This window comes from Pseudomonas frederiksbergensis, assembly GCF_003732665.1.
Lineage (GTDB): Bacteria > Pseudomonadota > Gammaproteobacteria > Pseudomonadales > Pseudomonadaceae > Aquipseudomonas > Aquipseudomonas frederiksbergensis_G.
Map to the genome: position 1 here is coordinate 135,476 of NZ_MOBP01000015.1, position 24,658 is coordinate 160,133.

The following is a 24,658-nucleotide window of genomic DNA, read 5'->3' on the forward strand; positions in this document are numbered from 1 at the left end:
CACTCATTCCGCAAAGGAATGATTACTATCACTTCAACCTCTCTTCCGCCGTATCGGTCAGCCCTTTAGCCTTCGCGCATTCCTCCAGTTTAGCGAGACACGTTATGAACCCAGCGACTCAGGCGCCCCACGGCGCCGTGACAATGACCAAAGGCATGGTGATGTTGTTCGCCTTCTGCTGCGGTGCCATTGTCGCCAACATCTACTACGCCCAACCGATCATTGGCCTGATCGCGCCGGACATCGGCCTGACCAGCACCATGGCCAGTTTCATCGTGTCCCTGACCCAGATTGGTTATGCCTTGGGCCTGTTTTTCCTGGTGCCGTTGGGTGATCTGCTGGAAAACCGCAAGCTGATGATCATCACCACGCTGGTGGCGATTGCCAGCCTGCTGGGCGCGGCGTTTACCGATCAGCCGAACGTGTTTCTGCTGATCTCGTTGCTGGTGGGATTCAGCTCTGTGTCGGTGCAGATCCTTATTCCACTGGCCGCCCATCTGGCGCCGGAAGAATCTCGCGGCCGGGTGGTCGGCGGGATCATGGGTGGTTTGCTGCTGGGTATTTTGCTGGCGCGGCCAGTGTCCAGCGTGGTGGCTGACCACTTCGGCTGGCGGGCGATGTTCATAATCGCCGCAGCGTTGATGGCGGCGATCAGCATCGTGCTGGCCTTGACCATCCCCAAGCGCCAGCCTGATCACAGTGCTTCCTACGGCCAGTTGCTCGGTTCGCTGTGGACGTTGCTGCGTCAGCAACCGGTGTTGCGCCAGCGTGCGTTCTACCAGGGTTGCATGTTCGCCACCTTCAGCCTGTTCTGGACTGCCGTACCGCTGGAACTGGCGCGCAATCATGGCCTGAGCCAGACCCAAATCGCGATCTTCGCCCTGGTCGGCGCCATCGGTGCCATCGCCGCGCCGATTGCCGGTCGCCTGGCCGATGCCGGCCACACCCGCATCGCCTCGCTGCTGGCCCTGGTGTTCGCCAGCCTGAGTTTCCTGCCGGCGTTCATCCACCCGATCTACAGCGTCATCGGCCTGGCCGTCACCGGCGTGGTCCTCGACTTCTGCGTGCAGATGAACATGGTCCTGGGCCAACGGGCGGTCTACGCCCTCGACGCCAAAAGCCGCAGCCGCTTGAATGCGCTGTACATGACCAGCATCTTCATCGGCGGCGCGTTCGGCTCTTCGGTGGCCAGTGCGGTGTATGAGCATGGCGGCTGGTTGTGGATCGTGATCGTGGGCAGCGTGTTTCCGTTGCTGGCGTTGTTGCGGTTTTTGAGTGCTTCGCAGAAGGGTTCGCTGGCGACGGCGTGAGGCTTTAAAAGCATCGCGGGCAAGCCGTGCTCCTACAGGAGCCAGGCTTGCCCGCGAAAGCGATACAACCGTCACCGTCTAGTGCCGAACCAGCTTTTCCATCGCCGCATCCGCCAGAAAGGAGGAGCGGCTTTTGACGTTATGCTCCCGTACATAGCGGTCAATACGCTGGATGACATAACCGGGCAGCGTGACATTGACCTTCTCGGTCTTGCCCATGTACGGCGCAATGTCCAACTCCAGCATTCCCCAGCCCATATCGGCGAACTCGGGATTACCACGGTGTGCAGCCGCTGAAGTCGGCATCGGAATCGGCTCCCCGTCAGCCGCAATCTCTTGCAGCATGATGTGGGCAATCTCGACTGCTGCGTTATAGGCGTCTTCAAACGTATCCCCGGCAGTCACTGCGCCCGGAATATCGGGGATCTGAATACCGATGGCGGTGTTCTCGTCGCCCCACTCGATACAGATGGGATATTGCATTATGGATCTCCTGCGTAACTGGCTGGCGGGCTATACAACCCGGCTCGCCGCCTGATGCTTTTGACCGTCCCGATCGGTAAATCCTTTTTCGGATGCGGGACGGGAATCGTGTAGGGGTTGTAACGATGAGTGAAGATGTGATGACTGCCGGTGACCCGATCCAGCGTCCAGCCCGCCTCCTCCAGTTCCTTGATCAATAACCTGCTTTGCACCACCAGCCTCCTTGCTCCAGCCCAAACAAAAGTAACTCTAGAGTTATCTTTACTCAAGCACAAAAATCGAAAGCTCGACGTTCGGTTGTTTTACAGAGTGTGATTGCAAGGCTGGACATCCCCGTGATTCGTTACGCCGAGGTCAACCCGGATTACACTCAGCGACCAGAGCCTGACGCAATGCTGGCTGCGATTCGCGGCTGATTTGATTCACAAAAAAAGGAAAACCGATGGACCGCCTCGCCGCCATGGAAACCTTCGTCTACGTCGTGGAAACCGGTTCGTTTTCCGCCGCCGCCCGGCGTCTGAATATCGGCCAGCCCGCCGTGTCGAAAACCATCGCGCAATTGGAAACCCGCCTCGCCGTGCGGCTGCTGTTGCGCTCGACCCGTGGCCTGACGCCGACCGAAGCCGGGCTGGCCTTTTTCGACCGGGCCAAGCGCGCTATCGAAGAAGCCAACGAGGCCGACAATGCCGCCCGTGGTGCCGCCAGCGGGCTGAACGGCAACCTGCGAATCTGCGCCGCCGTGACCTTCGGCCGCCAGCACATCGTGCCGCACCTTGGGCCGTTTCTCGAACAGAACCCGCAACTGAACATCGACCTGATGCTCGACGACCGCAACATCAACCTGGTGGAAGACGGCGTCGACATTGCCCTGCGCTTGGGCGCCTTGAGCGACTCCGGCCTCACCGCACGCAAGATCGCCCAGTGCCGGCGTGTCGTCGTGGGCACGCCGCAGTACTTCGCCCAACACGGAAAACCCGCCTGCCCTGCCGACCTGAGCACACACCAGGCGGTGGTGTACACCTTGGGTGGCGGTGCGAATTGGCCGTTCCAGAAGGCCGGCGAAGAACACCCGGTGAGCATCAGCGGCCGGATCCGCGTCAACGCCGCCGAAGGCCTGCGCGAAGCGGTACTGGCGCATTTGGGGCTGACCATGGCGTCCGAATGGATGTTCGCCACGGAACTGGCCAGAGGCGCAGTGGTGGAGGTGATGAGCGACTGGGCATTGCCGAACCAGGATCTTTGGGCGGTGTTCCCTACGGGGAGAATGGCCAGTGCCAAGGCTCGGGCGTTTGCCGATTATGTTCAGGCGTTGATGGCAAAAGAGTCTTAAACAAGACTTCAGTTTCGTTTATTGCGATTTTCGTTTGATTCGAATAGCCTTTCCAGCATCGCTACTTTGAATGTTGGAAACCATCATGTCTTTAGTCATCCATCCCCCAATCAACCTGCCCATGGCGCGCGAAGTCCAGGCTGCCATCGAAGGCCAGCGCGCCCTCACCGCCTATCTCGCGACTCAATTCGAAACCCAGCGCATTCAGATATTCGACGAGCAGAACGAAGCCCACAGCGTCGAACTGCCCACGTCGGCGCTGCGTTTACTGGTCGATATCCTGGCGGCATTGGCAGAAGGCAACGCCGTCAAAGTTGTACCGGTCCACGCAGAACTGACGACCCAGGAAGCGGCGGACCTGCTCAACGTCTCACGCCCGTACCTCATCAAACTGCTGGAGTCCGGCGAGTTGTCCTACCACAAAACAGGCAAGCACCGACGTGTGCGCTTTGCCGATTTGATGGATTATAAAAACCGGCGCGACACCGCCAGCGAGCAAGCAATGACGCTACTCGCCGAGCAAGCACAAGCGTTAAGGACAGGATACGAGTGAGGCATTCCCCTTTTACCGCTGTATATGACGCATGTGTTTTGTACCCCGCCCCTTTGAGAGATTTCCTGATGTGGCTCGCGCTCTCAGGGCGTTTCCGGGCGCGATGGTCACTGGAGATACACAACGAATGGAAACGAAATCTGTTGAAGAACCGCCCGGACCTGACAGCCGAACAACTGGATCGAACCTCCGAACTAATGGATCAGGCCATCCCCGATGCCTGTGTCACAGGTTACGAAAACCTTGTGAAAGGGTTGACGCTGCCGGACATGAATGACCGTCATGTCCTGGCAGCCGCTATTCGCTGCAACGCCAGCGTCATCGTCACCTTCAATCAAAAAGACTTCCCCTGCACCGAACTGGAGCCATTTGGCATCGAGGCACAGCATCCTGATGAGTTCGTCGAAAACCTGTTTGACCTGGACCCGGCAGCTGTTGTGGCCGCAGCCCAACGCCAGCGCAAGCAGTTGAAAATGCCGCCCATGGATGTCAGCACTTATCTCGATCTCCTGTTGCGCCAAGGGCTGGTTCAATCGAGCAAGGTATTGACCAACTATCGGGCGATTCTTTGAAGCGTCTCCGCTAGAGCACACAGCCATCAAACCCAACCCTGACATCCCCCGGCAACTCACTGAGATGTTCAAGCAACCACGCATCCAGCGTATGGCCAACATGGGTCAGCACCGCCAAGTGCGGTTTTAATTCTTCGATGCATTGCAACGCCAGGGTCAGGTCGTTGTGGTTACGCGGTGTCTGGGGTTGGGGCGGTATCGAGCAGTCGAGTACCAGCACGTCGAGGGGGGTGCGTTGCAGCCATTGCGTGGTGGCGGGTGGCAGGCCGACGGTGTCGGTGAGGTAGGCGATGCGGCGTCCTTCGCCTTCCAACAGGTAACCGAAAGTGAGTTTGGAGTGTTGCAGCGCTAATGCAGTGACGTTGAGCGAGCCAAACTGGCGGGTTTCGAAGGCGGCGAACGGCTGGCTGAAATCGAGAATGCCGGGATGTTTGTAAAGGTCGGCCAGGCCTTCGGGGTCCTGCGGGCCATGCACCGGGATCACCAGGCCCTGGCCCCAGCGCAGGTGCAGCAGGCCCTGGGCGTGATCGGCGTGGTAGTGGGTCTGGAAGATACCGTTGAAGCTGCGGGGCGGGAAGCGTTCGGTGAGGTCGGGCAGGCCGCTGTCGATCAACCAGCGCTGGTCGCCGCATTCGATCAGCGCACTGCAGGGCCGACGTCGGCGGCGTTCATCGTCGCGGGCCAGGTCACAGGCCGCGCAGGCGCAACCGTAGACCGGCACCTGCCGCGCATCGCCGGTGCCCAATAAGGTCAGGCGCATGGGGTTTGTTCGTCGAGGCAGGCCAGCAAGCGCGCCACCGTGTGCGCCAGCGGCCCGGAGTTGTCGAGCAGGTGCAGCGCCGGGTCGTGGTCTGCCAGCAGGCGTTCGCTGAAGCGTGCATTGCGCGCCAGCCGCGCCTCGATCTCGTCGATGGATTCACGGCCCCGCGCCAGCAATCGCTGGCGCAGCACCGCTTGATCAACGCTCAACAACAGCACCAACAACCGTGGATAACGCTGCCGAACCTGAGGCAGATACCCGCGTGATCCATTGACCAGCACATCCTGCCCCGCCGCCAGCCAATCGTCGATTTCCCGGGGAATGCCATAGGCCAGGCCATTGGCGTGCCAGCTCAGGGCAAACGCGCCCTGAGCCTCCATCTCGGCGAACTGTTGCGCACTGACGCCCAGCGCCGCCTCCCCCACCGCTTCCGCCGAACGGGTGATGACCCGGCGCACGATGCGACAGCCGCGCTCGGCCAGCGGCGCGCGTGCGGCATCCAGCAGGCTGTCCTTGCCCGAGCCGGAAGGCCCGATGAGATAGATCAACCTGCCCGTCATCAAAATACCCTCTTCGCCTGGCGCCAAACCTGTTGTACCACCGGCAAGCCATCCCGGGTCCTGGCTTGTACCAGATCCGCACGCAAACCGGGGGCAATCTCGCCGCGATCGCTCAACCCCGCCGCCCTGGCCGGTGCCAGGCTGACCATGCCGACCGCCCGGGCCAGGTCGCAGTCATTGTCCTGGGCCGCCAGCAAGAACGCCGCTTGCAGCAGGCTCGCCGGATAGTAGTCGCTGGAAAGAATATCCAGCAATCCGGCCTTGGCCAGATCGGCAGCGGCCACATTACCCGAGTGGGAACCGCCGCGAACGATATTCGGCGCGCCCATCAACACCTTCATGCCCAATTGCTGGCTGCCACGGGCCGCCTCATGGGTGGTCGGGAACTCGGCGATGGTCATGCCGTAGCGCGCAGACTCTTCGACATGCGCCAACGTCGCGTCGTCATGGCTGGCCACCGACAGGCCCAGGGCCAGGCAATGCTCGACAATCGCTGCCCGATAGCGGTTGCTGTACTCCAGGGAGTTGGCCTTTTGCAGGACGATGAACTCATCCATCAGGGTGGTCGTCAGGTGATATTTGCCCATGTAGTACTCACGGTACTTGGATTCCAGGACGAATTGACGCTGGCCCGGCGAGTGGTCCATCACCGACACCAGTTGCACCAGCGGATGCTGCACCAGATCACGGAACACGCTCAAAGTGTCCGGGTGACACAGCTCACAACGCAGGTGCAAGCGGTGTTCGGCACGGGTCAGCCCGGCGTCGGAAGCGCTGGAAATCGCCTCCAGCATCGCCGGCAATTTCTGCATGCGATTGCCCTTGGGGTTCACATCGCCGATGGACACGGCGTCGAACACCGTGGTGATGCCCGCCGCAATAATCTGCGCATCGTGACTGAGCACCGCCGAGGCCGACGGCCAGTCCACGCCGGGGCGCGGGGTCATGTGTTTTTCCAGGTTGTCGGTGTGCAGTTCCACCAGGCCCGGCAACAGAAAATCGCCGTTGAGGTCCTGGGCCTGGGGCAGTCGGCTCGGGCCTTCGGCGACTTCGGCAATCAAGCCGTCGCGCAGCACCACGCTGCCGAGGAATACACGGTCAGCGGTGACCAGTCGGGCGTTGCTCAGGATCTGTTCAGCGGACATTGGCGAATTCCTCGTGGTTCACAGCGGCTGGAGTCATGTCGAGATGACGGTCGGCAACCGCTTCCCGGGCGATGCGGTCGTGGAAGATGCCGATCAACGCGGCACCCGCCGCTTTCGCTTCGTTCATCAGTTCCAACACCACTTGGCGATTGGTGTCGTCCAGGGACGCGGTGGGTTCGTCGAGCAACATCACCGGCCAGGCCACCATAAAACCGCGAGCGATGTTGACCCGCTGCTGCTCGCCGCCGGAAAAAGTACCGGGAGCCAGTTGCCAGAGACGTTCGGGAATATTCAGTCGGCTCAGCAACAGCTCGGCACGGGATTGCGCAAGGGACCGGGACCAGCCTCGGGCCAACGCCGGCTCCATCACCACGTCCAGGCAGGCGACGCGGGGGATCACCCGCAAAAACTGACTGACGTAACCCAGGGTGCGTTGGCGCACTTGCAGGATGTCCCGGGGCTCGGCGCCCACCAGTTCCAGCCAGTGCCCGTCGTGCTGCACGCGGATGCTGCCGCCCGCCGGCAGGTAGTTGCCATACAGGGTGCGCAGCAAGGTGCTTTTGCCCGCGCCGGACTGGCCGTGCAGCACCAGGCATTCGCCACCCGCCACACTGAAATCCACCCCGCTCAGCACATTCAGAACCACGCCGTGCTGCTGATGCAGGGTGAAGGTTTTCGAGAGGCCACGGACCTCGATCAAGGTATTCATCGCTCGGGTTTCCACAGATGGACGCGGCTTCACGGCTGCAACACCGAAGACACCAGCAGTTGCGAATAAGGGTGTTGCGGGTCGTCGAGGATCTGGTCGGTCAGGCCGGTTTCCACCACCCGCGAGCGGCGCATCACCATCAGCCGATCCGCCAGCAAACGGGCCACGGCCAGGTCATGGGTGACGATCACCACCGCCAGGTCCAGTTCCCGCACCAACCCGCGTAACAGGTCGAGCAAACGTGCCTGCACCGACACGTCGAGGCCGCCGGTCGGTTCGTCCATGAACACCAGGCGCGGGCTCGACACCAGGTTGCGGGCAATTTGCAGCCGCTGTTGCATGCCGCCGGAAAAGGTCCGGGGCAAGTCATCGATGCGCTGTGGGTCGATTTCCACCTGGCTCAGCCAGTCGAGCCCGGCGCCGCGCAGTTGCTGGTAATTGCGCACGCCTTGGGCCATCAGGCGTTCGCCGATGTTGGCACCGGCGGAAACCCCCATGCGCAGACCGTCTCGCGGGTTCTGTTCGACGAAGCCCCATTCGGTGCGCAACAAGGTCCGTCGCTCGGCTTCGCTGGCGCTGTACAGGTCGAGCCATTCGCCCTGTTTGTCGCGGTAACCGATGCTGCCGCGCTGAGGCGGCAAGCGCCCGCTGAGCAACGAAAGCAAGGTCGATTTACCCGAGCCGGACTCGCCGACAATTCCCAAGACCTCACCGGGGTACAAATCAAAACTGACGTCCTGGCAGCCCTTCTCCAGCCCGTACAGCAACGACAGGTCGCGCACCCGCAGCAACGGCTCCACGGCGACGTGGGCGTGTTGGTTTTTCAGTGCCTGGTTCATTGGGCCTGCTCCTGCTGGCTGACGCGCTGGGCGCAGTAATAGGTGTCGGAACAGACGAAGCTCTGGGTCCCGGCGTCGTCGATGATCAGCTCGTCGAGGAACGACTCGCGGCTGCCACAAATGGCGCAGCACTCCTCCCATTTCTGCGCTTCGAAGGGGTGATCCTCGAAGTCGAGGCTGGTGACCCGGGTGAACGGCGGCACCGCGTACAAACGCTTTTCGCGGCCGGCACCGAACAGCATCAGCGCCGGGCTCATGTCGAGTTTCGGGTTGTCGAATTTGGGAATCGGCGACGGGTCCATCACGTAGCGCTCATCGACCATCACCGGGTAGGCATAAGCGGTGGCGATGTGGCCGAAGGTGGCGATGTCCTCGTAGAGTTTGACGTGCATGACCCCGTAATCATTGAGGGCATGCATGGTCCGGGTCTCGGTTTCCGAGGGTTCGATAAAGCGCAGCGGCTCCGGGATCGGCACCTGATAGACCATGACCTGACCGGCATGCAGCGGCGTTTCCGGGATGCGGTGGCGGGTCTGAATCACCGTCGCGTCTGGCGTGCTTTCGGTGGTGGCGACGCCAGCGGTGCGGGCGAAGAAGCGGCGGATCGACACGGCGTTGGTGGTGTCGTCGGCGCCCTGATCGATGACCTTCAGCACGTCATCAGCCCCCAGGATGGCAGCGGTCAATTGCATGCCGCCGGTGCCCCAGCCGTAAGGCAGCGGCATCTCGCGGCCACCGAACGGCACCTGGTAACCGGGGATGGCCACGGCTTTGAGCAAGGCGCGGCGGATCATGCGTTTGGTCTGTTCATCGAGGTAGGCGAAGTTGTACGCCGCGTCGCGCTCGGGCAACTGAGTCAGGTCATTCATGGTGGCGGCCCTCGGCGGGTTTGCGCAGTTTGCGGATCAGTTCCAGTTCGGCCTGGAAGTCCACGTAGTGCGGTAATTTGAGGTGCGAGACAAAACCGGCGGCCTCGACGTTGTCGCAGTGCATCAGCACGAACTCTTCCTGCTGCGCCGGGGACACGATCTCTTCGTTGTACTCGCCGGCCCGCAGCGCACGGTCCACCAGGGCCATGCCCATGGCCTTGCGCTCGGCATGCCCGAAGGCCAGACCGTAGCCGCGCGTGAACTGCGCCAGCTCAGTGGCCGAACCGACGAACTGGTTGACCATCTCGCACTCGGTCACTTCGATGCTGCCCAGGTTGATCGGGAAACCCAGCTCCTCGGGGTCGATCCACACCTCCACGTCGCCGATGCGAATCTCGCCGGCAAACGGATGGTTGCGGCCATAACCCCGTTGGGTCGAGTACCCCAACGCCAGCAGAAAACCTTCATCGCCACGGGCCAGCGCCTGTAAGCGCTGGGCACGGCTGGCGGGCAGTTCCAGTGGATCGCGGGTGATGTCCGCCACGGTTTCACGGTTGTCGGTTTCCGTCTTGATCAAGCCTTCCTTGGCCAGCAAACCCAAGACCCGTGGGCAGGGTTCGAGGCTGGCGTCCGGGGTGGTTTGCGGCCCCGGGTATTCGCCGTCGGCCAGCAGCGCGAAGTCCAGCAGGCGATGGGTGTAATCAAAAGTCGGCCCGAGCAATTGCCCGCCCGGCACGTCCTTGAAGGTCGCGGACAAACGTCGACTGAGCTGCATGTTGGCGGTGTCGATCGGCAGGCTCGGGCTGAAGCGCGGCAACGTGGTGCGGTAGGCGCGCAGCAGGAAGATCGCTTCCACCAGATCCCCCGCCGCTTGCTTGATGGCGAGGGCGGCGAGTTCTTCGTCATACAGCGAGCCCTCGCTCATCACCCGCGCCACCGCCAGCGGCAGTTGCTGGCGAATCTGCTCGACATCCAGCTCAGGGACCGAGGTGTCGCCCCGGCGCTTTTTTGCCAGCAGGCGGTGGGCGTTGTCGATGGCCTGTTCGCCACCCTTGACGGCTACGTACATCAGACACGCTCCTGTGTAATGCGGGTACTGCGGGGCAGGCCGATCAGGTCATGGCCGGCGGTGAACAACAGGTCCAGCCCACGGGGAAATTCATTGCGCCGTTCACGCTCGCGCCAGAAGCCATCGGCCACCGGCAGGTTCACCGAGTTGGCGTGCTCGATGCCCGGCCCGCGCCAGTTCAGCCCTGCCCCACCGTCGAGCTGCGACAGCTGAACCAGCAAGGTGCAGGACTGATCCGGGTAGCGGTCATTGCCGTGATCAAAACCGCTGAGATCGAGCAAGTCGTCGGCGCCGAGCAAGGCAAAACTTGCCGCCCCGCGTTGGGTGGTCAGCGGGCAGCCACAATGGAACGCGAGGTTGGCGCGGATCGTCGGCGTGTCGAAGGACGGCGCCAGCCACAGCGGCGTATCGACATCCAGCAAGGCCAGGCACAGCGCATACGTGGCCGGCGCCAACCCTTCAAGGCTTGGCGTGGCGTGCAGGGTCTGGATCACACCGGGGCCGGCCAGCGCGTTGAGCGCGGCACGAAAACTCCGTTGGGCGTCCAGTACCGAATCGGCGAACGCCGGTTGCAACAGCTGTGGGTTCATCAGTTTTCGCCTCGCACGAGGGTGAAGAATTCGACTTTGGTGGCGGCGGTGTCCGCGGCTTTCCGGGCCTGGCGTTCGGCCTGGGCATTGGCCAGTGGCGTGATCACTTGCTCCAGCCAATGGCGCTGTTGCGCGCCCTGCAAATGCGCGTCGGCCAGGGCGGCCAATTCGGCATGGGCCTTGTCGCGGCCCGCCAAATAGCTGTAACCGGTGCGGCCATCCGCCAGGCGCACTACGCAACGGGTCACGCTCATTTCGCCGACGTTGAACGGCGCGCCGTTGCCACCCATGCGCCCGCGAACCAGGGTCATGCCGATTTCCGGGGCGCGGATCAGGTGGTACTCGACATCGCGCAACGCGTCTTCGAAGGGCAATAACTCGCTGCGGCGGGCACGGGCCAGAACGCCGATCCAGTGCTGGCGCTCGGTTTGAGAAGCAGGGTTCATCGTTGAGTTCTCCATCAGGTGACGACCTGGTACTGGAAGCGATCCGAACGGCTGGTGGACTGGGCCAGCTCCACCGGGCGGCCGTCGCGGTCGCGGGAAAGGGTGAACACACTCAGCGCCGGCAAATGCCGGGGCATCATCAGCAGCGCGGCTTCTTCGCGGCTGGGCAAACGGGCGCCGATCAGGCTCAGGGTGCGGGTCAGCGGCAGGTCCCGTTCGCGCAAGTACTGGCGCAGGGAACCGCCGGTGTAGTCCGCCAATAGCGGCGCATGGCTGGCGCAGTAGCGATGGCGAATCAGGCTGACCGGTTGGTGATCGAGCTTGCGCAGGGTCTGCAATTCGATCATCGGCGCCATCTCCGCCAGCCCCAGGTGTTGCGCTTCCTCACGGCTGGCGAAGCAATAGCGGCGCTTGAGCAGCACCGCCTCGACGCCCAGGCCCTGGGCCGACAGCGACTGGCTGTAGGCACTGTCGGCGGCCATCGGGTAAATCAGCGGACGTTCCAGCACTTGCGTGCCTTTGCCCTGGCGGCGCAGCAGGCTGCCTTCGAACACCAGCTCATCGATGGCGCGGCGCAAGGTGTGGCGGTTGACGCCGAAGCGCTCGGCCAGTTGCACCTCCGCCGGCAGGAAGTCCCCGGCCTGATAGTCCGCCAGCTCACGGCGCAGGATGTCGGCCAATTCGCGGTACACCGGCTCATCTTGTCTAGACAACTGCATGCTTAAAAAAAAGCGCCCAGGGGCACCCCTCCGAAAATCAGATGAACTGCTTGCGCAGGCGTTGCGACAGGATGTCGATCAGGCTGACCACGACGATGATCACCAGCAGCACCGCGCAGGTCTGGACGAACTGAAAGGCGCGGATGTTCTCCCACAGAATCACGCCGATGCCGCCAGCGCCGACCATCCCCACCACCGTCGCCGAGCGCACGTTGGCCTCGAAACGGTAGAGCGCGTAGGACACCCACAGCGGCATCACTTGCGGGATCACGCCGTAGATCACTTCCTGCAAGGCACTGGCGCCGGTGGCGCGAACCCCTTCCACCGGGCCGGGATCAATGGCCTCGACCGCTTCGGCGAACAGCTTGGCGAGAACTCCGGTGGTGCTGATCCACAGCGCCAGGACCCCGGCGAACGGGCCCAAACCGACGGCCACCACGAACAACATCGCGAAGACCATTTCATTGATCGAGCGGAAGGCATCCATCACCCGGCGTAGGGGCTGGTGAATCCACCACGGCGTGATGTTTTCGGAACAGAGGATGCCCAGCGGCACCGAACAGACAATCGCCAGCACCGTGCCCCAGAGGGCGATTTGCACGGTGACGATCATTTCCTTGAGGTAGGAGCGCCATTCATGGAAATCCGGCGGGAAGAAATCCGCGGCGAAAGTCGCCATGTTGCCGGAGTCGCGGTACAGCGCCATCGGATTCATCTCGGCGCCGTGCCAGGCCCAGGCCAGCAGGACCAGGAACAGGCCCCAGCCAAGGTACTGCGGCCAGGTGTGCTTGCCGACAGCTTCAGCGTGCAGAGTGGTCATGAGCGTTCTCTAATTAATGCGCGACACATAACTAATGCCGGGTGCAAACCCCGGTGGGAGCGGGCTTGCTCGCGAAAGCGGTGGGTCAGTCGACATCGAAGGTGGATGTGCCGCCGTCTTCGCGAGCAAGCCCGCTCCCACACTTGATCTGCAGTGAATTAGCCGGCGTTGGCGGTCTTTTTCTCGCTCTTCTCGAGCGAGGTGATGCGCTCTTGCAACTTGGCCAGTTCGGCATCGATCTCCGCCAGGCGCTTGGCCTTGTCCGCTGCTTCAAGCTTGGTGTCGGCACTGATGGTGGTGCGCTGCTTGAACAATTCGAGCTGGCGGATCGGCAGCAACTGGTCGTCGCTGGAGGCCAGGAACTTGCCCAGTTGCATGCCCTTGAGCACGGCTTTTTCCTCGTCGGTGTCGCCATAGCTGAAGATGAAATCGCGGATCTTGGTCTTCTCGCTGTCGCTCAGGGCCTTGCTCCACACCAGTGGGTCGGCGGGGATCAGCGGCGATTTCCAGATCACTTTGAGCAGTGCCGCCTTGTCCGGCTGGGTGACTTCCAGGCGATCCCAGCTTTCGGTGTTGAAAGTCGCCACGTCCAATTGCCCCTTGGCCACGCTCAGGGCATTGACCTCATGGCTGGAGTTCAGCGTGCGCTTGAACGCGGTGGCGGCATCGACGTTGTTCTTGGCGAACACGTAGTAGCCCGGCACCAGATAGCCCGAGGTGGAGTTCGGATCACCGTTGCCGAAGGTCAGGGACTTGGCGTTTTTCAGCATGTCGTCCACGGAGTTGATCGGGCTGTCTTTGCGCACGATCAGCACGCTCCAGTAGCCGGCGGCGCCGTTGGCGGCAGCGGTCTGGGCGAAGATCTCGCCGTTGGAACGGTCCACCGCTTCCATCGCGGCCTTGTTGCCGAGCCAGGCGACGTCGACCTTGTTGAAGCGCATGCCCTGGATCAGGCCTGCGTAATCGGAGGCGAAGGTGGCGTTGATCTTCAGCCCGGTCTTGCGCTGCATATCGTCAAGGAACGGCTGCCAGATGCTCTTCAGGTTCTGCGAAGACTCGGTGGACATGATGCCGAAGTTGATGGCTTTTTCTTCAGCCTGGGCGGTGCCCAGCACACAGCTGGCGAGCAATGCGACGCCAGCAAAAACGCGACCGATACGGTTCAACATGGAAAAGATTCCTTGGGGTGCGCCATGGGAAATAACGGGGTTGTTCAAACGCGGGCCAACACCAGCCGAGGGGCGGGTTCGGGGCGGCGGGTCTGGTCGGAAAACATCAGGCTGGTGTCGATGTCGGCACCGTACAAATCGTTGAGGAACTGGCTGCTCAGGTCGGCGGCGAGGCCGTCGAAATGAATCCGCCCCCCCTTGAGCGCCACGGCGCGGGGGCAATAGCGGGTGGCGTAATCGACTTGATGCAGGGTCACCACAACAGTCTTGCCGTCGCGGCGGTTGATGTCGGCAAGGATTTCCATGACCTTGCGCGCCGACTCAGGGTCGAGGGAGGCGATCGGCTCATCGGCCAGGATCACTTCGGCGCGCTGGGTCAGGGCGCGGGCAATCGCCACCCGTTGCTGCTGGCCGCCGGACAAGGTGGACGCGCGCTGGGCTGCCAGATCGACCAGGCCGACCCGTTCCAGGGACGCCAGGGCAAACTGCTTTTCCTCGGCATTGAACAGGCGGAAATTCCCGCGCCAGCGCGGCATGCGCCCCAGGCAACCGAGCAATACGTTGTCGAGCACGCTGAGGCGGTTGACCAGGTTGAACTGCTGGAAGATGTAACCGATATCCGCCCGCAAGCGCCGCACCTTGCCATTCAACCGCCCGGACGCCTGCACTTCCCGCCCCAGCACCTTGACGCTGCCGCCGTTATTGCGATCGCAACAGGCCAGGCCTGCGAGATGACGCAACAAGGTGGATTTGCCGGAGCCGGAAGCGCCAATCAGCGCGACCATCTCACCGGTGGCGATGGTGAGTTCGAGGTCGACCAGTGCGGTCTTGCGCGCAAAGGTCTTGTTCAGGTGCTCGACATGGATAGCTGTGTTCATGGGCTTCTCTGTCTGGTTGAACAGCCGTCCCTGGCCGCTGTGGAGTTCAACCGACTTTAGGCACGGGGCATGTCAGCCCTATGACTTGTACAAGTCCCCGGAATAACCATTTGATGAAGGTTTGATGAAAGGTTGAGCCAAACGCCCCCCGAAAAACTGTGGGAGCGGGCTTGCTCGCGAAGAGGGAGTGTCAGTCAACATCGATGTCGCTGATCCACCGCTTTCGCGAGCAAGCCCGCTCCCACAGGGGGGTTGGGGCGGTCAGTTGGATTTTTGGCAGGCACAAAAAAAGGCGACCCGAAGGTCGCCTTTGCGTTTGTGTCATTGCCCGAACTGCCGTCCCAACCCACCCGGCACGCCATGGATGTCGGTGTCTTCCCATGGCCCGTTCGGGCTGATCGAGCGGCTCCAGCCGTTGTCCCAGCGGTAGTAGGTGCGCTGGCGGTAGAAGGTGTTGGGTTGGTCGTCGAGGACGTAAACGCCCATCTTCGCATCCCAATGGCTGTTGCCCCCCGGTGGCGGGGCGAAGCTGGCGGAGGTGCGGGGCAGCGGTTTCGCGGGTTTGGCCGGGATGCTCGGTTTACTCGGCGACGGTGTCGGCGAGGGTGTCGGGCTGGGCTGCGACGGCGGGATCGGCGGCAACGTCTGCTGAGGGGGCCGTTGGACCGCACAAGCACTTAACCCCAGGACGAGACTGAGCAGGGTGATACGAGCGATGGCGGTCATGGGGCGCTTCCTGTTATTTATCCGGGCTGTCGATGGTCACGTGCTGCTGCGCGGTGGTGCTGCTGGCCAGGGGCTGGCTGCGACCGATCCATTCGCCGGCTGTCGGTTGGCCGGCGCGGGAAATGCGCGCAACCAGTTGGACTTCAGGGAAGTTCGACAGTTTCAACTGCGGCATCATCGCGTCGGCATCGCCCAGTTCGACGGTAACCGGCAAGTCAGCCACGGTCAGGCGCTTGGCGGCCAAGGGCGCCGGTGGGCCGGAGGTGGCGCGGGCGAAGATGAACACGCTGTCGCCCGGTTGCACCTTGGCTTTCAAGTCTGGCGACAGGTCCACACGAACCTTGAGCAACGCGCCTTTGGTGACCGGTGCCTGGGCCACTTTGCCGCCGCTGGCTTCGAGTTTCTCGGTGGCCCGGGCGATCCCGCCTTGCAGCGCGCCACGGGAATTGTCGTCCGGCGGCAGTTGCGCCAGCAGGCGATTCCAGTAGTCGATGGCATCCTGATAACGCTGGGCTTCGAACGCGGCAATGCCGAGCAAGCCGAGGCTGGTGACTTCCTTCGGATCGGCTTTCAATGCTTCGTCGGTCAGGGCCTGGATCTTGTCCGACCATTTCTTGCCATCGGCGAAATATTGGGCCTGGGCCCATTGGCCGAGCAATTCCGGCTGACGACCGGCGAGGTTGACGGTGCGTTCGAAAATCTTCGCCGCGTCCGCCGGACGATCCTGAGCCATGTAGGTGCGACCGAGGAAGTACAGGCCTTCCGCCGAATCCGGCTGGGCAGCCACTGCACGCTCCAGGCGACGGGTCATTTCTTCCATCGACTGCGGCGCCTGGGAGAATTCCCGGGTCAGTTCGACCTTGTCGCTGGCGCCGAAATGCAGATACAGGCCAAGGCCTAGCACCGGCACCAGGATCGCTGCCAGCAACGGCAACAGCTTGCCCAGGCTCGATACCCGTGGCGCCGCGACGCCTTCGGTGTCGGCCAGCAACTCACGGGCCGCTTCGGCGCGGCCGGTGTCCATTTGCGCGGTGTTGAGCACGCCCTCTTCCTGCTGAGTCTGCAACTCAGCCACGCGCTCTTGATACAGCGCGACGTTCAGGGCAGTACGATCCTCTTCGAGTTGGGCGCGACGGCCACGCAAAACGGGGATCAACAGAAAACTCAGGGCAACCAGAAGTAGCAGACCTGCAGCGAGCCAGAAATCAATCATTCTTGGTTTTTATCCAACAGGTGGTCGAGGCGCTCACGCTCCTCGGCAGAAAGCGTGTCCGGGGTGTCAGCGCGTTGCACGCGACGACGGCGGACGATCACGGCGATCACCACGAAGCCGCCCAGCAGCAGGCCGGCAGGGCCGAACCAGAGCAAAGCGGTCTTGGCGTTCAGAGCGGGTTTGTAGCGGACGAAATCACCGTAGCGATCAACCATGAAGTCGATGATCTGCTGGTTGTCCTTGCCCTCGCCGAGCATGCGGAAAATCTCTTTGCGCAGGTCGGCGGCAATCGGTGCGTTGGAATCGGCAATGTCCTGATTCTGGCACTTGGGGCAACGCAGCTCCTTGGTCAGCTCGCGGAAACGCTCACGGTCGCCTTCTTTGGCGAACTCGTAAGTGTCGATGGCCGCGTGGGCCACGCCGGCCATGCTCAAACCCAATACAGCGGCGGCGATCCAGCGCTTCATGGTTTGGCCTCATCGACCAGCGCCTGATACTTGGCCGCCAGTTTTTCGCGCCAGACCTGTTCGTCGATTACGCCGACGTACTTGTCGCGGATGATGCCCTTGGCGTCGATAAAGAAGGTTTCCGGGGCGCCGTACACACCGAGGTTCAGACCCAGGGTGCCCTGGTCGTCGCGAATGTCCAGTTGGTACGGGTTGTGGAATTCCACCAGCCACTTCAAGGCGTCGGCGTTAACGTCCTTGTAGTTGATGCCGTAGATCACCACGCCCTGCTGGGCCAGTTTGTTCAGCACCGGGTGCTCGACCCGGCAGGAAATGCACCAGGTGCCCCAGACGTTGACCAGCGCCGGTTTGCCGAGTATGTCAGCCTTGGTCAGGGTCTTGTCGCCCTGCACCGCTGGCAGGGAAAACTCCGGGAACGGCTTGTTGATCATGGCCGAGGGCAACTCGGCCGGGTCCAGGTACAGCCCGCGATAAAGGAAAACAGCCACCACCAGAAAAATCGCCAGTGGCAGCAGCATCAACCAACGTCTCATGCAGTGGCTCCTGTCATGCCCAGTGCTTCACGCACGCGGCTTTTCACCTTGACCCGATAACGCCGATCCAGCGCCGCCAGCACCCCGCCGAAACCTGTGAGCAAACCACCGAACCAGATCCAGCGCACGAACGGTTTGACGTGCACACGCACGGCCCAGGCGCCATCGCCCAACGGTTCGCCGAGGGCGACGTAGAGGTCACGGGTGAAACCGGCGTCGATCCCGGCTTCGGTCATCACCGAGTTCTGCACGGTATAGAGGCGTTTTTCCGGGTGCAGCACGCTGACTTCCTTGCCGTCGCGGATCACGCGGATGGTGCCCTTGTCGGAGGTGAAGTTCGGTCCTTCGAAATGCTTGGCGCCTTCAAAAATGAAGTGGTAACCGGCCAGGTCCATGGACTCGCCCGGCGCCAGGCGCAAATCACGTTCGGCACTGTTCTGGCTCGACAGCACGACACCGAGGGCGCACACGGCGATGCCGAGGTGAGCAACCTGCATACCCCAATAGCTGCGGGTCAGGGTAGGCAAGCCTTTGATCAAACCTTTGTGGCGGGTCTTGTCGAGGATGTCGCGCACGCCGGCCAGCAATACCCACGCGGCGAGCATGAATGTCGCGATCACCGCCCAGTTGAAATCACCGTAGGCAACGCCAGCCACCACGGCCAGCGCAGCGCTGCCGAGCAAGACCGGGGTCAACATGCCCACCAGCCATTTGACCGGGGTGTCTTTCCAGCGCACCAGCATGCCGACCGCCATCACCACCATCAGCAGTGCCATCAACGGAATGAACAGCGCGTTGAAGTACGGCGGGCCGACCGACAGCTTGGCGCCGGTCATCGCATCGAGGATCAGCGGATACAAGGTGCCCAGCAGAATCATCGACGCCGCCACCACCAGCACCAGGTTGTTGCCCAGCAACAGGGTTTCCCGGGACCAGAGGTTGAAGCCGACATGACTCTTCACCACTGGCGCGCGCAGGGCGAACAGCGTCAGCGAACCGCCGACCACAAACAGCAGGAAAATCAGGATGAACACGCCCCGCTCAGGGTCGGAGGCAAACGCGTGCACCGAAGTCAGCACGCCGGAACGCACCAGGAAGGTCCCGAGCAGGCTCAACGAAAACGCGGCGATGGCCAGCAACACGGTCCAGCTCTTGAACACGCCACGTTTTTCCGTGACCGCCAGGGAGTGAATCAGCGCTGTGCCGACCAGCCATGGCATGAAGGATGCGTTTTCCACCGGGTCCCAGAACCACCAGCCGCCCCAGCCGAGTTCGTAGTAAGCCCACCACGAGCCCAGGGTGATGCCGATACCGAGGAAGGCCCAGGCGACGATGGTCCAAGGACGGGACCAGCGCGCCCACGCCGCATCAAGACGACCGCCCAGCAAAGCGGCGATGGCGAAGGCGAAAGCCACGGAGAAACCGACATAACCCATGTACAGCATCGGCGGATGCACGATCAGGCCGATGTCTTGGAGCAATGGATTGAGGTCACGACCGTCCGCTGGAATCTGCGGCAGGATCCGCGCAAACGGGTTGGACGTGAGGATCAGGAACAGCAGGAAACCGGTGCTGATCATGCCCATCACCGCCAGGACGCGGGCGAGCATGACTTGCGGCAACTGCCGGGAGAACACCGACACCGCGAAGGTCCAGCCGCCGAGGATCAAGGCCCACAGCAGCAACGACCCTTCGTGGGCGCCCCACACCGCGCTGAACTTGTAGTACCACGGCAACGCGCTGTTGGAGTTGCTGGCCACATAGGCGACGGAGAAATCGTCGGTCATGAAGGCGTAGGTCAGGCAACCGAAGGCGAACACCAGGAAAGCGAACTGCCCCCAGGCGGCGGGTTGAGCCAGGCTCATCCACAAGCGGTCGCCACGCCAGGCACCGAGCAACGGCACGATGGCCTGGACCAGCGCGAAACACAGCGCCAGGATCATGGCCAATTGGCCCAGCTCCGGGATAAACAGTGCAGAGGTCATCGATCAACCCTCCTTGGCTTGAGTAGGCGCCGACTGACCGCTGTCTTTCAGGGCCTTGGTCACTTCGGGCGGCATGTATTTTTCGTCGTGTTTGGCCAGCACTTCGTCGGCCACCACCACGCCGTCGGCGTTGAGTTTGCCCAGGGCCACAATGCCCTGCCCTTCGCGGAACAGGTCCGGGAGGATGCCGCGATAGCTGATGGTCACGGATTTGTTGAAGTCGGTAACGATGAATTTCACGTCCAGGGAATCCCCGGAACGTTGCAGCGAACCCTTCTCGACCATGCCGCCGGCGCGGATGCGCGTGTCTTGCGGGGCTTCGCCGTTGGCGATCTGGGTCGGCGTGTAAAACAGATTGATGTTCTGCTGCAGGGCACTCAGGGCCAGGCCGACGGCGGCGCCGACCCCGATCAGGATCGCGAAAATGATGATTAGACGCTTTTTGCGCAGCGGATTCACTTGCCGTTCTCCCGGCGCAAACGACGCGCCTCTTGTTGCAGATACCGCTTGCGGGCCAGGATCGGCGCCGCCACGTTCAGGACCAGCACCGCCAGGCAAATGCCATAGGCCGACCAGACATACAGGGCATGATGGCCCATGGCGAGGAAATCGCCGAATGAAGCAAAACTCATCGAGCGGCCTCCAGACTGTTCTGCACTTCGGCCTTGACCCAACTGGCCCGGGCTTCGCGCTTGAGCACTTCCAGACGCATGCGCAGCAACAGCACCGCGCCAAAGAAACAGTAGAAACCCAGCACCGTCAGCAGCAGCGGCAGCCACATCTCGGCGGGCATCGCCGGTTTTTTGGTGAGGGTGAAGGTCGCGCCCTGGTGCAGGGTGTTCCACCACTCCACCGAGTATTTGATGATCGGGATATTGATCACGCCGACAATCGCCAACACCGCGCAGGCCTTGGCCGCGCTGTCACGATTGCTGATGGCGTTGCCCAGCGCAATGAGACCGAAGTACAGGAACAGCAGAATAAGCATAGACGTCAGTCGCGCATCCCAGACCCACCACGAGCCCCAGGTCGGTTTGCCCCAGATCGCCCCGGTGACCAGCGCCACGGCGGTCATCCAGGCCCCGATCGGTGCCGCGCATTGCAGGGCGACATCGGCCAGTTTCATCTTCCACACCAGCCCGACCACGCCGCACACCGCCAGCATCACGTAACAGGACTGCGCCAGCATGGCGGCGGGAACGTGGATATAGATGATGCGAAAGCTGTTGCCTTGCTGGTAGTCCGGTGGCGCGAAAGCCAGGCCCCAGACCACGCCGACGCTGATCAGCAGCAACGCCGCGACGCTCAGCCACGGCAGCAGTTTGCCACTGATGCCGTAAAACCATTTGGGTGAGCCGAGCTTATGAAACCAGGTCCAGTTCATTACTGTTTCCATCACGGTTGCTCTTCGCTATGAAGAGCCAAGGGTCTTTACTGGTTAAAATTTAACCAGACCTCATTATTCGCCGACGCTGATCTTCAGGCCAGCAGCTATTGCAAAGGGTGTCAGGGTTATCGCCAGGGCGGTCAGGCTACCAAGCCACAAGAGATAACCGGTCGCCGGCATGCCCTGCAACGCCGCCTGCAAGGCGCCGCTGCCGAGAATCAACACCGGGATGTACAGCGGCAGAATCAGCAGCGCCAGCAACAGGCCACCGCGCTTCAATCCGACCGTCAGGGCCGCGCCCACCGCACCGAGCAGGCTCAGCACCGGTGTACCCAGCAACAAAGAAAGCAGCAACACCGGCAGACAGGCGGCAGGCAAACCGAGCATCAACGCCAGCAATGGAGCGAGCAAAACCAGTGCCAGGCCAGAGAAGGCCCAGTGTGCCAGTACCTTGGCCAAAACCAGAAGAGCCAGGGGGTGCGGCGAAAGGACCCACTGTTCCAGCGATCCATCTTCGAAATCACTGCGGAAGAGCCCGTCCAGCGAGAGCAAAACCGATAAAAGGGCCGCCACCCAGACCAGTCCCGGAGACAAGGTTTGCAACAATTGAGACTCGGGTCCGACCGCCAACGGGAACAGTGACACCACGATGGCGAAGAATACCAGCGGATTGGCCAGTTCCGCCGGACGACGGAACAGCAAGCGAGCTTCACGGGCGACCAGCAGGCCGAACACACTCATACGGCCCAGTTCCCAAGATCAATGTCGCGATAGCCGGCCGGCATGCGAGTCAGCGTGTGGTGGGTGGTCAGAATCACCATGCCGCCCCGCTCGCAATGGCCGGCCAGGTGTTCTTCGAGTTGCGCCACGCCCTGTTTATCGAGGGCGGTGAAGGGTTCGTCGAGGATCCACAGCGGCGGGCTGTCCAGATACAAGCGCGCCAGGGCCACACGGCGTTGCTGGCCGGCGGACAAGGTGTGACAGGGAACATCCTCAAACCCGCGCAGCCCGACTGCCGCCAGTGCCTGCCAGATCGCCTCGTGGCTTGCCGGTTGGTGCAAGGCGCAGAGCCAGCTGAGGTTTTCTTCCGGGGTCAGCAAATCCTTGATCCCGGCGGCATGGCCGATCCACAACAGGTTGCGCGCCAATTCGCTGCGTTGTTCGTTCAGCGGCTGGCCGTTGAGCAGCACTTGACCGGCGGTCGGCTGCATCAACCCGGACAGCAAGCGCAATAAACTGGTCTTGCCGCTGCCGTTGGGGCCGCTGATCTGCACCATTTCGCCACTGGACAGTCTCAATTCGAGATTTTCGAAGAGCAGCCGAAGGTCTCGCTCACAGGCGAGGTCGACGGTTTGCAGGAGTGGACTGTTCAAGAGATCACGGGCCTTTTCGTTTCACATCGGCGTTTCAAATCGGCGGTTCAAGTCAGCAGTGGCGCGGCCGCTAAAGAGGTGCAGCATAGATGCATTGGCGGCCGGTTTTAGAGAGCTGGATCAAAACAATTGCAATGTTTTCTCCGCTCCCTGAAAGACGGGCGGCATTATACATGCCATGCCTTACTCTAAAGAGCGCATTTTCCAAAGGTTGTGACCGCGTATGACAGGCGAAATGAACATCCTCCCAGTCCCCCCGACCCCGCCGACGGTTACACGTCCGCAGGTGGTCAGCGGCGACTTGCTCAAGCTGCTGACGCCGATGGAGGGCCTGATCGGTGCCGGCCAGACCGCCAGCGCCCAGGTGCTATCGCTGAAGCAGGCGGATCAGACTTTTCAACTGCTGCTCAAAGTCACCCTCGACAACGGTCGCCAGACCACGGTCCAGGCCACCAGCCTGCAACCGCTGCCCACCGGCACCAACCTGGCGATCACCCAGCCGTCGGCCAGTAACCTGGCGATCACGGTGCAGCAGGCGATTGCTTCCAGCGTCGCCACCCTCACCCGGATCGACACCGCGCAACTGCCGGTCGGCACCCTGCTGCAAGGCAAAGTGCTGACTTCTCAAGTGTTGCCCCAGACGCCGGGGCAGCCCACGGTGTTTCGTTCGCTGGTGAGTTTGCTCAACACCGCCCTGAGCGGCAGCACTTTGACCATCGACAGCCCGCAACCGCTGCGCATCGGCACCTTGCTCAGCGCGCTGGTGCAGGACACCCAGACCCTGAAGTTCCTGCCCCTGAGCAATCGCCAGGACCAGTTGGCGGTGACTCAGCAACTGACCACCCAGCAGAGCCGCCAGGGTTCGCTGGATGGCCTGCTCAGCGCCTTGCAGAACCTGCCGCAGTCCGACGAAACGTCCGACGAAACGTCCGCCGACCTGCAAGCCGCGGTGAACAAACTGCTCGCCGGGCTGCCCGACGTGCAGCAGTTGAGCACGCCCAAAGGCCTGGCCCTGGCGCTGGCCAACAGCGGCTTGTTCCTCGAAACGAAATTGCTCACCGGCCAGACCCCGGCGCTGGCCCCGGACATGAAAGCCGACCTGCTCAAGCTGATCGCGCAATTGACGCCCGGATTGCCGGCCAACACCAACCTAGGCGCCATCATCGCCGCCAACACCCTGGCCCAGGCGATGCCGAGCTTCGTGCGCAGTGCGCTGGGCATGCTCGGCCAGGTCAGCGCCAAACCGTCGCCCACCAGTTTCCCGCTGCCTGACCGGCTGTTGCAGAGCCAGGATGGCGAAGGTGATCTGGAACACCTGCTACGTCTGGCCGCCGCCGCTGTTTCGCGCCTGCAAAGCCATCAACTGTCGAGCCTGGAGCAAACTGGCGTCACCGACGATGGCCGGTTGATGAGCACCTGGCAACTGGAAATCCCGATGCGCAACCTGCAAGACATCGTGCCGTTGCAAGTCAAGTTCCAGCGCGAAGAAGCCCCGGAAAAAGAGCCGCAGAACGAGCGGCGTGAAGAGCGCGAGCCGAAGCAACAATTGTGGCGTGTCGAGCTGGCGTTCGACATGGAACCCTTGGGCCCGTTGCAGGTTCAGGCGCAGTTGATCCAGGGCAGCCTGTCCAGCCAGCTCTGGGCTGAACGGCCGTACACCGCGAGCCTGATCGAAAGCAACCTGACCGCCCTGCGCGAACGCCTGCTGGCCTCCGGCCTCAACGTCGGCGACCTGGATTGCCACCTCGGCACACCACCCCAAGGCGCACAAACCCGCCTCGAACAACGCTGGGTCGACGAAACCGCATGAGAAACCCCAACACCCCACGCCAGGCGATCGCCCTCAAATACGACGGCACCCACGCCCCGACCCTCACCGCCAAGGGCGACGAAGAACTGGCCGAAGCGATATTGAAGATTGCCCGCGAATGCGAAGTGCCGATCTATGAGAATCCGGAGCTGGTAAGGCTGCTGGCGAAGATGGAACTGGGGGACAGTATTCCGGAAGAGTTATATCGCACCATCGCCGAGATCATCGCGTTTGCGTGGAACCTGAAGGGGAAATTCCCGCAGGGGCAGGATCCGAATGCGCCGGCGGTGGAGAAGGATGTGACGGATCGTGGGGATGACTATTAGCGGCCTCTACGCTAGCC

31 protein-coding genes are annotated in these 24,658 nt (G+C 62.2%); 6 read left to right on the plus strand and 25 right to left on the minus strand.

The genetic code is table 11. The annotated features are described in order from the left end of the window. The first annotated feature begins 104 nt into the window (after positions 1 to 104). The gene (locus BK665_RS24315; protein ID WP_123409121.1) at positions 105 to 1,310 is read left to right on the plus strand and encodes an MFS transporter; all 1,206 of its coding nucleotides are present in this window, start codon (positions 105 to 107) and stop codon (positions 1,308 to 1,310) included. A gap of 78 nt (positions 1,311 to 1,388) precedes the next feature. Here the strand turns inward: BK665_RS24315 and BK665_RS24320 are convergent, their stop codons facing one another. Then, a complete protein-coding gene (locus tag BK665_RS24320; protein WP_123409122.1) occupies positions 1,389 to 1,793 on the minus strand; it encodes a type II toxin-antitoxin system HicB family antitoxin in 405 nt (134 codons plus the stop codon). Further along, positions 1,793 to 2,005, minus strand: coding sequence for a type II toxin-antitoxin system HicA family toxin (locus BK665_RS24325; RefSeq protein WP_123409123.1), 213 nt, complete (start codon positions 2,003 to 2,005; stop codon positions 1,793 to 1,795). Before BK665_RS24325 ends, BK665_RS24320 begins: the two co-directional genes overlap by 1 nt. Positions 2,006 to 2,235: 230 nt before the next feature. Here BK665_RS24325 and BK665_RS24335 point away from each other — a divergent pair, with 230 nt between their 5' ends. From BK665_RS24335 to BK665_RS24345, 3 genes are all read left to right on the plus strand, one after another. After that, positions 2,236 to 3,123: a LysR family transcriptional regulator gene (locus BK665_RS24335; RefSeq protein WP_123409124.1), complete on the plus strand. Its 888-nt coding sequence runs from the start codon at positions 2,236 to 2,238 to the stop codon at positions 3,121 to 3,123. 85 nt (positions 3,124 to 3,208) lie between these two features. After that, the gene (locus tag BK665_RS24340) at positions 3,209 to 3,676 is read left to right on the plus strand and encodes a helix-turn-helix domain-containing protein (protein ID WP_123409125.1); all 468 of its coding nucleotides are present in this window, start codon (positions 3,209 to 3,211) and stop codon (positions 3,674 to 3,676) included. Continuing rightward, on the plus strand, positions 3,673 to 4,248 hold the full coding sequence (locus BK665_RS24345; protein ID WP_123409126.1) for a PIN domain-containing protein: 576 nt from the start codon (positions 3,673 to 3,675) through the stop codon (positions 4,246 to 4,248). The genes BK665_RS24340 and BK665_RS24345 overlap by 4 nt, the downstream gene beginning before the upstream one ends. Before the next feature lie 10 nt (positions 4,249 to 4,258). Here BK665_RS24345 and phnP read toward each other — a convergent pair whose 3' ends face one another. The 23 genes from phnP to ccmA all read right to left on the minus strand — a co-directional run bounded on the left by phnP (position 4,259) and on the right by ccmA (position 22,505). Then, positions 4,259 to 5,008: a phosphonate metabolism protein PhnP gene (gene phnP / locus BK665_RS24350; protein ID WP_123409127.1), complete on the minus strand. Its 750-nt coding sequence runs from the start codon at positions 5,006 to 5,008 to the stop codon at positions 4,259 to 4,261. Then, positions 4,999 to 5,568 carry a phosphonate metabolism protein/1,5-bisphosphokinase (PRPP-forming) PhnN gene (gene phnN / locus BK665_RS24355; RefSeq protein ID WP_123409128.1) on the minus strand — a complete coding sequence of 190 codons (570 nt, stop codon included), beginning with the start codon at positions 5,566 to 5,568 and terminating at the stop codon, positions 4,999 to 5,001. Before phnN ends, phnP begins: the two co-directional genes overlap by 10 nt. After that, positions 5,568 to 6,713: an alpha-D-ribose 1-methylphosphonate 5-triphosphate diphosphatase gene (locus BK665_RS24360; protein WP_123409129.1), complete on the minus strand. Its 1,146-nt coding sequence runs from the start codon at positions 6,711 to 6,713 to the stop codon at positions 5,568 to 5,570. Before BK665_RS24360 ends, phnN begins: the two co-directional genes overlap by 1 nt. After that, positions 6,703 to 7,422 carry a phosphonate C-P lyase system protein PhnL gene (gene phnL / locus BK665_RS24365; RefSeq protein WP_123409130.1) on the minus strand — a complete coding sequence of 240 codons (720 nt, stop codon included), beginning with the start codon at positions 7,420 to 7,422 and terminating at the stop codon, positions 6,703 to 6,705. Before phnL ends, BK665_RS24360 begins: the two co-directional genes overlap by 11 nt. Positions 7,423 to 7,451: 29 nt before the next feature. Continuing rightward, on the minus strand, positions 7,452 to 8,261 hold the full coding sequence (gene phnK / locus BK665_RS24370) for a phosphonate C-P lyase system protein PhnK (protein ID WP_123409131.1): 810 nt from the start codon (positions 8,259 to 8,261) through the stop codon (positions 7,452 to 7,454). Beyond that, positions 8,258 to 9,130, minus strand: coding sequence for an alpha-D-ribose 1-methylphosphonate 5-phosphate C-P-lyase PhnJ (locus BK665_RS24375; protein ID WP_123409132.1), 873 nt, complete (start codon positions 9,128 to 9,130; stop codon positions 8,258 to 8,260). The genes phnK and BK665_RS24375 overlap by 4 nt, the downstream gene beginning before the upstream one ends. Continuing rightward, positions 9,123 to 10,199 (minus strand): carbon-phosphorus lyase complex subunit, encoded by a 1,077-nt coding sequence (locus BK665_RS24380; protein WP_123409133.1) that lies wholly within the window; start codon positions 10,197 to 10,199, stop codon positions 9,123 to 9,125. The genes BK665_RS24375 and BK665_RS24380 overlap by 8 nt, the downstream gene beginning before the upstream one ends. Continuing rightward, complete coding sequence (phnH, locus tag BK665_RS24385; protein WP_123409134.1) at positions 10,199 to 10,789, minus strand: phosphonate C-P lyase system protein PhnH; 591 nt, start codon at positions 10,787 to 10,789, stop codon at positions 10,199 to 10,201. Before phnH ends, BK665_RS24380 begins: the two co-directional genes overlap by 1 nt. Next, positions 10,789 to 11,235, minus strand: a complete 447-nt coding sequence (phnG, locus tag BK665_RS24390; protein WP_123409135.1) for a phosphonate C-P lyase system protein PhnG — start codon at positions 11,233 to 11,235, stop codon at positions 10,789 to 10,791. The genes phnH and phnG overlap by 1 nt, the downstream gene beginning before the upstream one ends. A 14-nt stretch (positions 11,236 to 11,249) precedes the next feature. Beyond that, entirely contained in the window at positions 11,250 to 11,954 is a 705-nt protein-coding gene (gene phnF, locus BK665_RS24395) for a phosphonate metabolism transcriptional regulator PhnF (protein ID WP_123409136.1), read from the minus strand. 37 nt (positions 11,955 to 11,991) lie between these two features. Further along, positions 11,992 to 12,774, minus strand: coding sequence for a phosphonate ABC transporter, permease protein PhnE (gene phnE, locus BK665_RS24400; RefSeq protein ID WP_123409137.1), 783 nt, complete (start codon positions 12,772 to 12,774; stop codon positions 11,992 to 11,994). Between the two features lie 158 nt (positions 12,775 to 12,932). After that, positions 12,933 to 13,943 carry a phosphonate ABC transporter substrate-binding protein gene (gene phnD, locus BK665_RS24410; protein WP_123409138.1) on the minus strand — a complete coding sequence of 337 codons (1,011 nt, stop codon included), beginning with the start codon at positions 13,941 to 13,943 and terminating at the stop codon, positions 12,933 to 12,935. Between the two features lie 44 nt (positions 13,944 to 13,987). Beyond that, on the minus strand, positions 13,988 to 14,821 hold the full coding sequence (gene phnC, locus BK665_RS24415; protein ID WP_123409139.1) for a phosphonate ABC transporter ATP-binding protein: 834 nt from the start codon (positions 14,819 to 14,821) through the stop codon (positions 13,988 to 13,990). A 321-nt stretch (positions 14,822 to 15,142) separates the two neighbouring features. Further along, positions 15,143 to 15,547, minus strand: a complete 405-nt coding sequence (locus BK665_RS24425; protein WP_123409141.1) for a hypothetical protein — start codon at positions 15,545 to 15,547, stop codon at positions 15,143 to 15,145. Between the two features lie 13 nt (positions 15,548 to 15,560). Further along, entirely contained in the window at positions 15,561 to 16,760 is a 1,200-nt protein-coding gene (ccmI, locus tag BK665_RS24430; RefSeq protein ID WP_123409142.1) for a c-type cytochrome biogenesis protein CcmI, read from the minus strand. Next, the gene (locus BK665_RS24435) at positions 16,757 to 17,227 is read right to left on the minus strand and encodes a cytochrome c-type biogenesis protein (protein WP_123409143.1); all 471 of its coding nucleotides are present in this window, start codon (positions 17,225 to 17,227) and stop codon (positions 16,757 to 16,759) included. Before BK665_RS24435 ends, ccmI begins: the two co-directional genes overlap by 4 nt. Beyond that, on the minus strand, positions 17,224 to 17,760 hold the full coding sequence (locus BK665_RS24440; RefSeq protein WP_123409144.1) for a DsbE family thiol:disulfide interchange protein: 537 nt from the start codon (positions 17,758 to 17,760) through the stop codon (positions 17,224 to 17,226). The genes BK665_RS24435 and BK665_RS24440 overlap by 4 nt, the downstream gene beginning before the upstream one ends. Continuing rightward, on the minus strand, positions 17,757 to 19,745 hold the full coding sequence (locus tag BK665_RS24445; protein ID WP_123409145.1) for a heme lyase CcmF/NrfE family subunit: 1,989 nt from the start codon (positions 19,743 to 19,745) through the stop codon (positions 17,757 to 17,759). The genes BK665_RS24440 and BK665_RS24445 overlap by 4 nt, the downstream gene beginning before the upstream one ends. Before the next feature lie 3 nt (positions 19,746 to 19,748). Further along, positions 19,749 to 20,204, minus strand: coding sequence for a cytochrome c maturation protein CcmE (gene ccmE / locus BK665_RS24450; RefSeq protein ID WP_123409146.1), 456 nt, complete (start codon positions 20,202 to 20,204; stop codon positions 19,749 to 19,751). Continuing rightward, positions 20,201 to 20,377 carry a heme exporter protein CcmD gene (ccmD, locus tag BK665_RS24455; protein ID WP_027922383.1) on the minus strand — a complete coding sequence of 59 codons (177 nt, stop codon included), beginning with the start codon at positions 20,375 to 20,377 and terminating at the stop codon, positions 20,201 to 20,203. Before ccmD ends, ccmE begins: the two co-directional genes overlap by 4 nt. Next, positions 20,374 to 21,129, minus strand: a complete 756-nt coding sequence (locus tag BK665_RS24460) for a heme ABC transporter permease (RefSeq protein ID WP_123409147.1) — start codon at positions 21,127 to 21,129, stop codon at positions 20,374 to 20,376. The genes ccmD and BK665_RS24460 overlap by 4 nt, the downstream gene beginning before the upstream one ends. 75 nt (positions 21,130 to 21,204) lie before the next feature. After that, positions 21,205 to 21,873 carry a heme exporter protein CcmB gene (gene ccmB, locus BK665_RS24465; RefSeq protein ID WP_007980754.1) on the minus strand — a complete coding sequence of 223 codons (669 nt, stop codon included), beginning with the start codon at positions 21,871 to 21,873 and terminating at the stop codon, positions 21,205 to 21,207. Continuing rightward, the gene (gene ccmA, locus BK665_RS24470; protein WP_123409148.1) at positions 21,870 to 22,505 is read right to left on the minus strand and encodes a cytochrome c biogenesis heme-transporting ATPase CcmA; all 636 of its coding nucleotides are present in this window, start codon (positions 22,503 to 22,505) and stop codon (positions 21,870 to 21,872) included. The genes ccmB and ccmA overlap by 4 nt, the downstream gene beginning before the upstream one ends. Positions 22,506 to 22,728: 223 nt before the next feature. Between ccmA and fliK the strand changes: the two genes are divergently transcribed. Together fliK and BK665_RS24480 are read left to right on the plus strand one after the other, a co-directional pair. Continuing rightward, positions 22,729 to 24,315, plus strand: a complete 1,587-nt coding sequence (gene fliK / locus BK665_RS24475; protein WP_123409149.1) for a flagellar hook-length control protein FliK — start codon at positions 22,729 to 22,731, stop codon at positions 24,313 to 24,315. Next, entirely contained in the window at positions 24,312 to 24,641 is a 330-nt protein-coding gene (locus tag BK665_RS24480; protein WP_123409150.1) for an EscU/YscU/HrcU family type III secretion system export apparatus switch protein, read from the plus strand. The genes fliK and BK665_RS24480 overlap by 4 nt, the downstream gene beginning before the upstream one ends. The last annotated feature ends 17 nt before the right edge of the window (positions 24,642 to 24,658 follow it).

Bases quoted from the DNA above. Each gene is read 5' to 3' on its own strand.
- BK665_RS24315 (WP_123409121.1), top strand. From the start codon at position 105: ATGAACCCAGCGACTCAGGCGCCCCACGGCGCCGTGACAATGACCAAA.
- BK665_RS24320 (WP_123409122.1), bottom strand. From the start codon at position 1,793: ATGCAATATCCCATCTGTATCGAGTGGGGCGACGAGAACACCGCCATC.
- BK665_RS24335 (WP_123409124.1), top strand. From the start codon at position 2,236: ATGGACCGCCTCGCCGCCATGGAAACCTTCGTCTACGTCGTGGAAACC.
- BK665_RS24340 (WP_123409125.1), top strand. From the start codon at position 3,209: ATGTCTTTAGTCATCCATCCCCCAATCAACCTGCCCATGGCGCGCGAA.
- phnP (WP_123409127.1), bottom strand. From the start codon at position 5,008: ATGCGCCTGACCTTATTGGGCACCGGCGATGCGCGGCAGGTGCCGGTC.
- phnN (WP_123409128.1), bottom strand. From the start codon at position 5,568: ATGACGGGCAGGTTGATCTATCTCATCGGGCCTTCCGGCTCGGGCAAG.
- BK665_RS24360 (WP_123409129.1), bottom strand. From the start codon at position 6,713: ATGTCCGCTGAACAGATCCTGAGCAACGCCCGACTGGTCACCGCTGAC.
- phnL (WP_123409130.1), bottom strand. From the start codon at position 7,422: ATGAATACCTTGATCGAGGTCCGTGGCCTCTCGAAAACCTTCACCCTG.
- phnK (WP_123409131.1), bottom strand. From the start codon at position 8,261: ATGAACCAGGCACTGAAAAACCAACACGCCCACGTCGCCGTGGAGCCG.
- BK665_RS24375 (WP_123409132.1), bottom strand. From the start codon at position 9,130: ATGAATGACCTGACTCAGTTGCCCGAGCGCGACGCGGCGTACAACTTC.
- BK665_RS24380 (WP_123409133.1), bottom strand. From the start codon at position 10,199: ATGTACGTAGCCGTCAAGGGTGGCGAACAGGCCATCGACAACGCCCAC.
- phnH (WP_123409134.1), bottom strand. From the start codon at position 10,789: ATGAACCCACAGCTGTTGCAACCGGCGTTCGCCGATTCGGTACTGGAC.
- phnG (WP_123409135.1), bottom strand. From the start codon at position 11,235: ATGAACCCTGCTTCTCAAACCGAGCGCCAGCACTGGATCGGCGTTCTG.
- phnF (WP_123409136.1), bottom strand. From the start codon at position 11,954: ATGCAGTTGTCTAGACAAGATGAGCCGGTGTACCGCGAATTGGCCGAC.
- phnE (WP_123409137.1), bottom strand. From the start codon at position 12,774: ATGACCACTCTGCACGCTGAAGCTGTCGGCAAGCACACCTGGCCGCAG.
- phnD (WP_123409138.1), bottom strand. From the start codon at position 13,943: ATGTTGAACCGTATCGGTCGCGTTTTTGCTGGCGTCGCATTGCTCGCC.
- phnC (WP_123409139.1), bottom strand. From the start codon at position 14,821: ATGAACACAGCTATCCATGTCGAGCACCTGAACAAGACCTTTGCGCGC.
- BK665_RS24425 (WP_123409141.1), bottom strand. From the start codon at position 15,547: ATGACCGCCATCGCTCGTATCACCCTGCTCAGTCTCGTCCTGGGGTTA.
- ccmI (WP_123409142.1), bottom strand. From the start codon at position 16,760: ATGATTGATTTCTGGCTCGCTGCAGGTCTGCTACTTCTGGTTGCCCTG.
- BK665_RS24435 (WP_123409143.1), bottom strand. From the start codon at position 17,227: ATGAAGCGCTGGATCGCCGCCGCTGTATTGGGTTTGAGCATGGCCGGC.
- BK665_RS24440 (WP_123409144.1), bottom strand. From the start codon at position 17,760: ATGAGACGTTGGTTGATGCTGCTGCCACTGGCGATTTTTCTGGTGGTG.
- BK665_RS24445 (WP_123409145.1), bottom strand. From the start codon at position 19,745: ATGACCTCTGCACTGTTTATCCCGGAGCTGGGCCAATTGGCCATGATC.
- ccmD (WP_027922383.1), bottom strand. From the start codon at position 20,377: ATGAGTTTTGCTTCATTCGGCGATTTCCTCGCCATGGGCCATCATGCC.
- BK665_RS24460 (WP_123409147.1), bottom strand. From the start codon at position 21,129: ATGAACTGGACCTGGTTTCATAAGCTCGGCTCACCCAAATGGTTTTAC.
- ccmB (WP_007980754.1), bottom strand. From the start codon at position 21,873: ATGAGTGTGTTCGGCCTGCTGGTCGCCCGTGAAGCTCGCTTGCTGTTC.
- fliK (WP_123409149.1), top strand. From the start codon at position 22,729: ATGACAGGCGAAATGAACATCCTCCCAGTCCCCCCGACCCCGCCGACG.
- BK665_RS24480 (WP_123409150.1), top strand. From the start codon at position 24,312: ATGAGAAACCCCAACACCCCACGCCAGGCGATCGCCCTCAAATACGAC.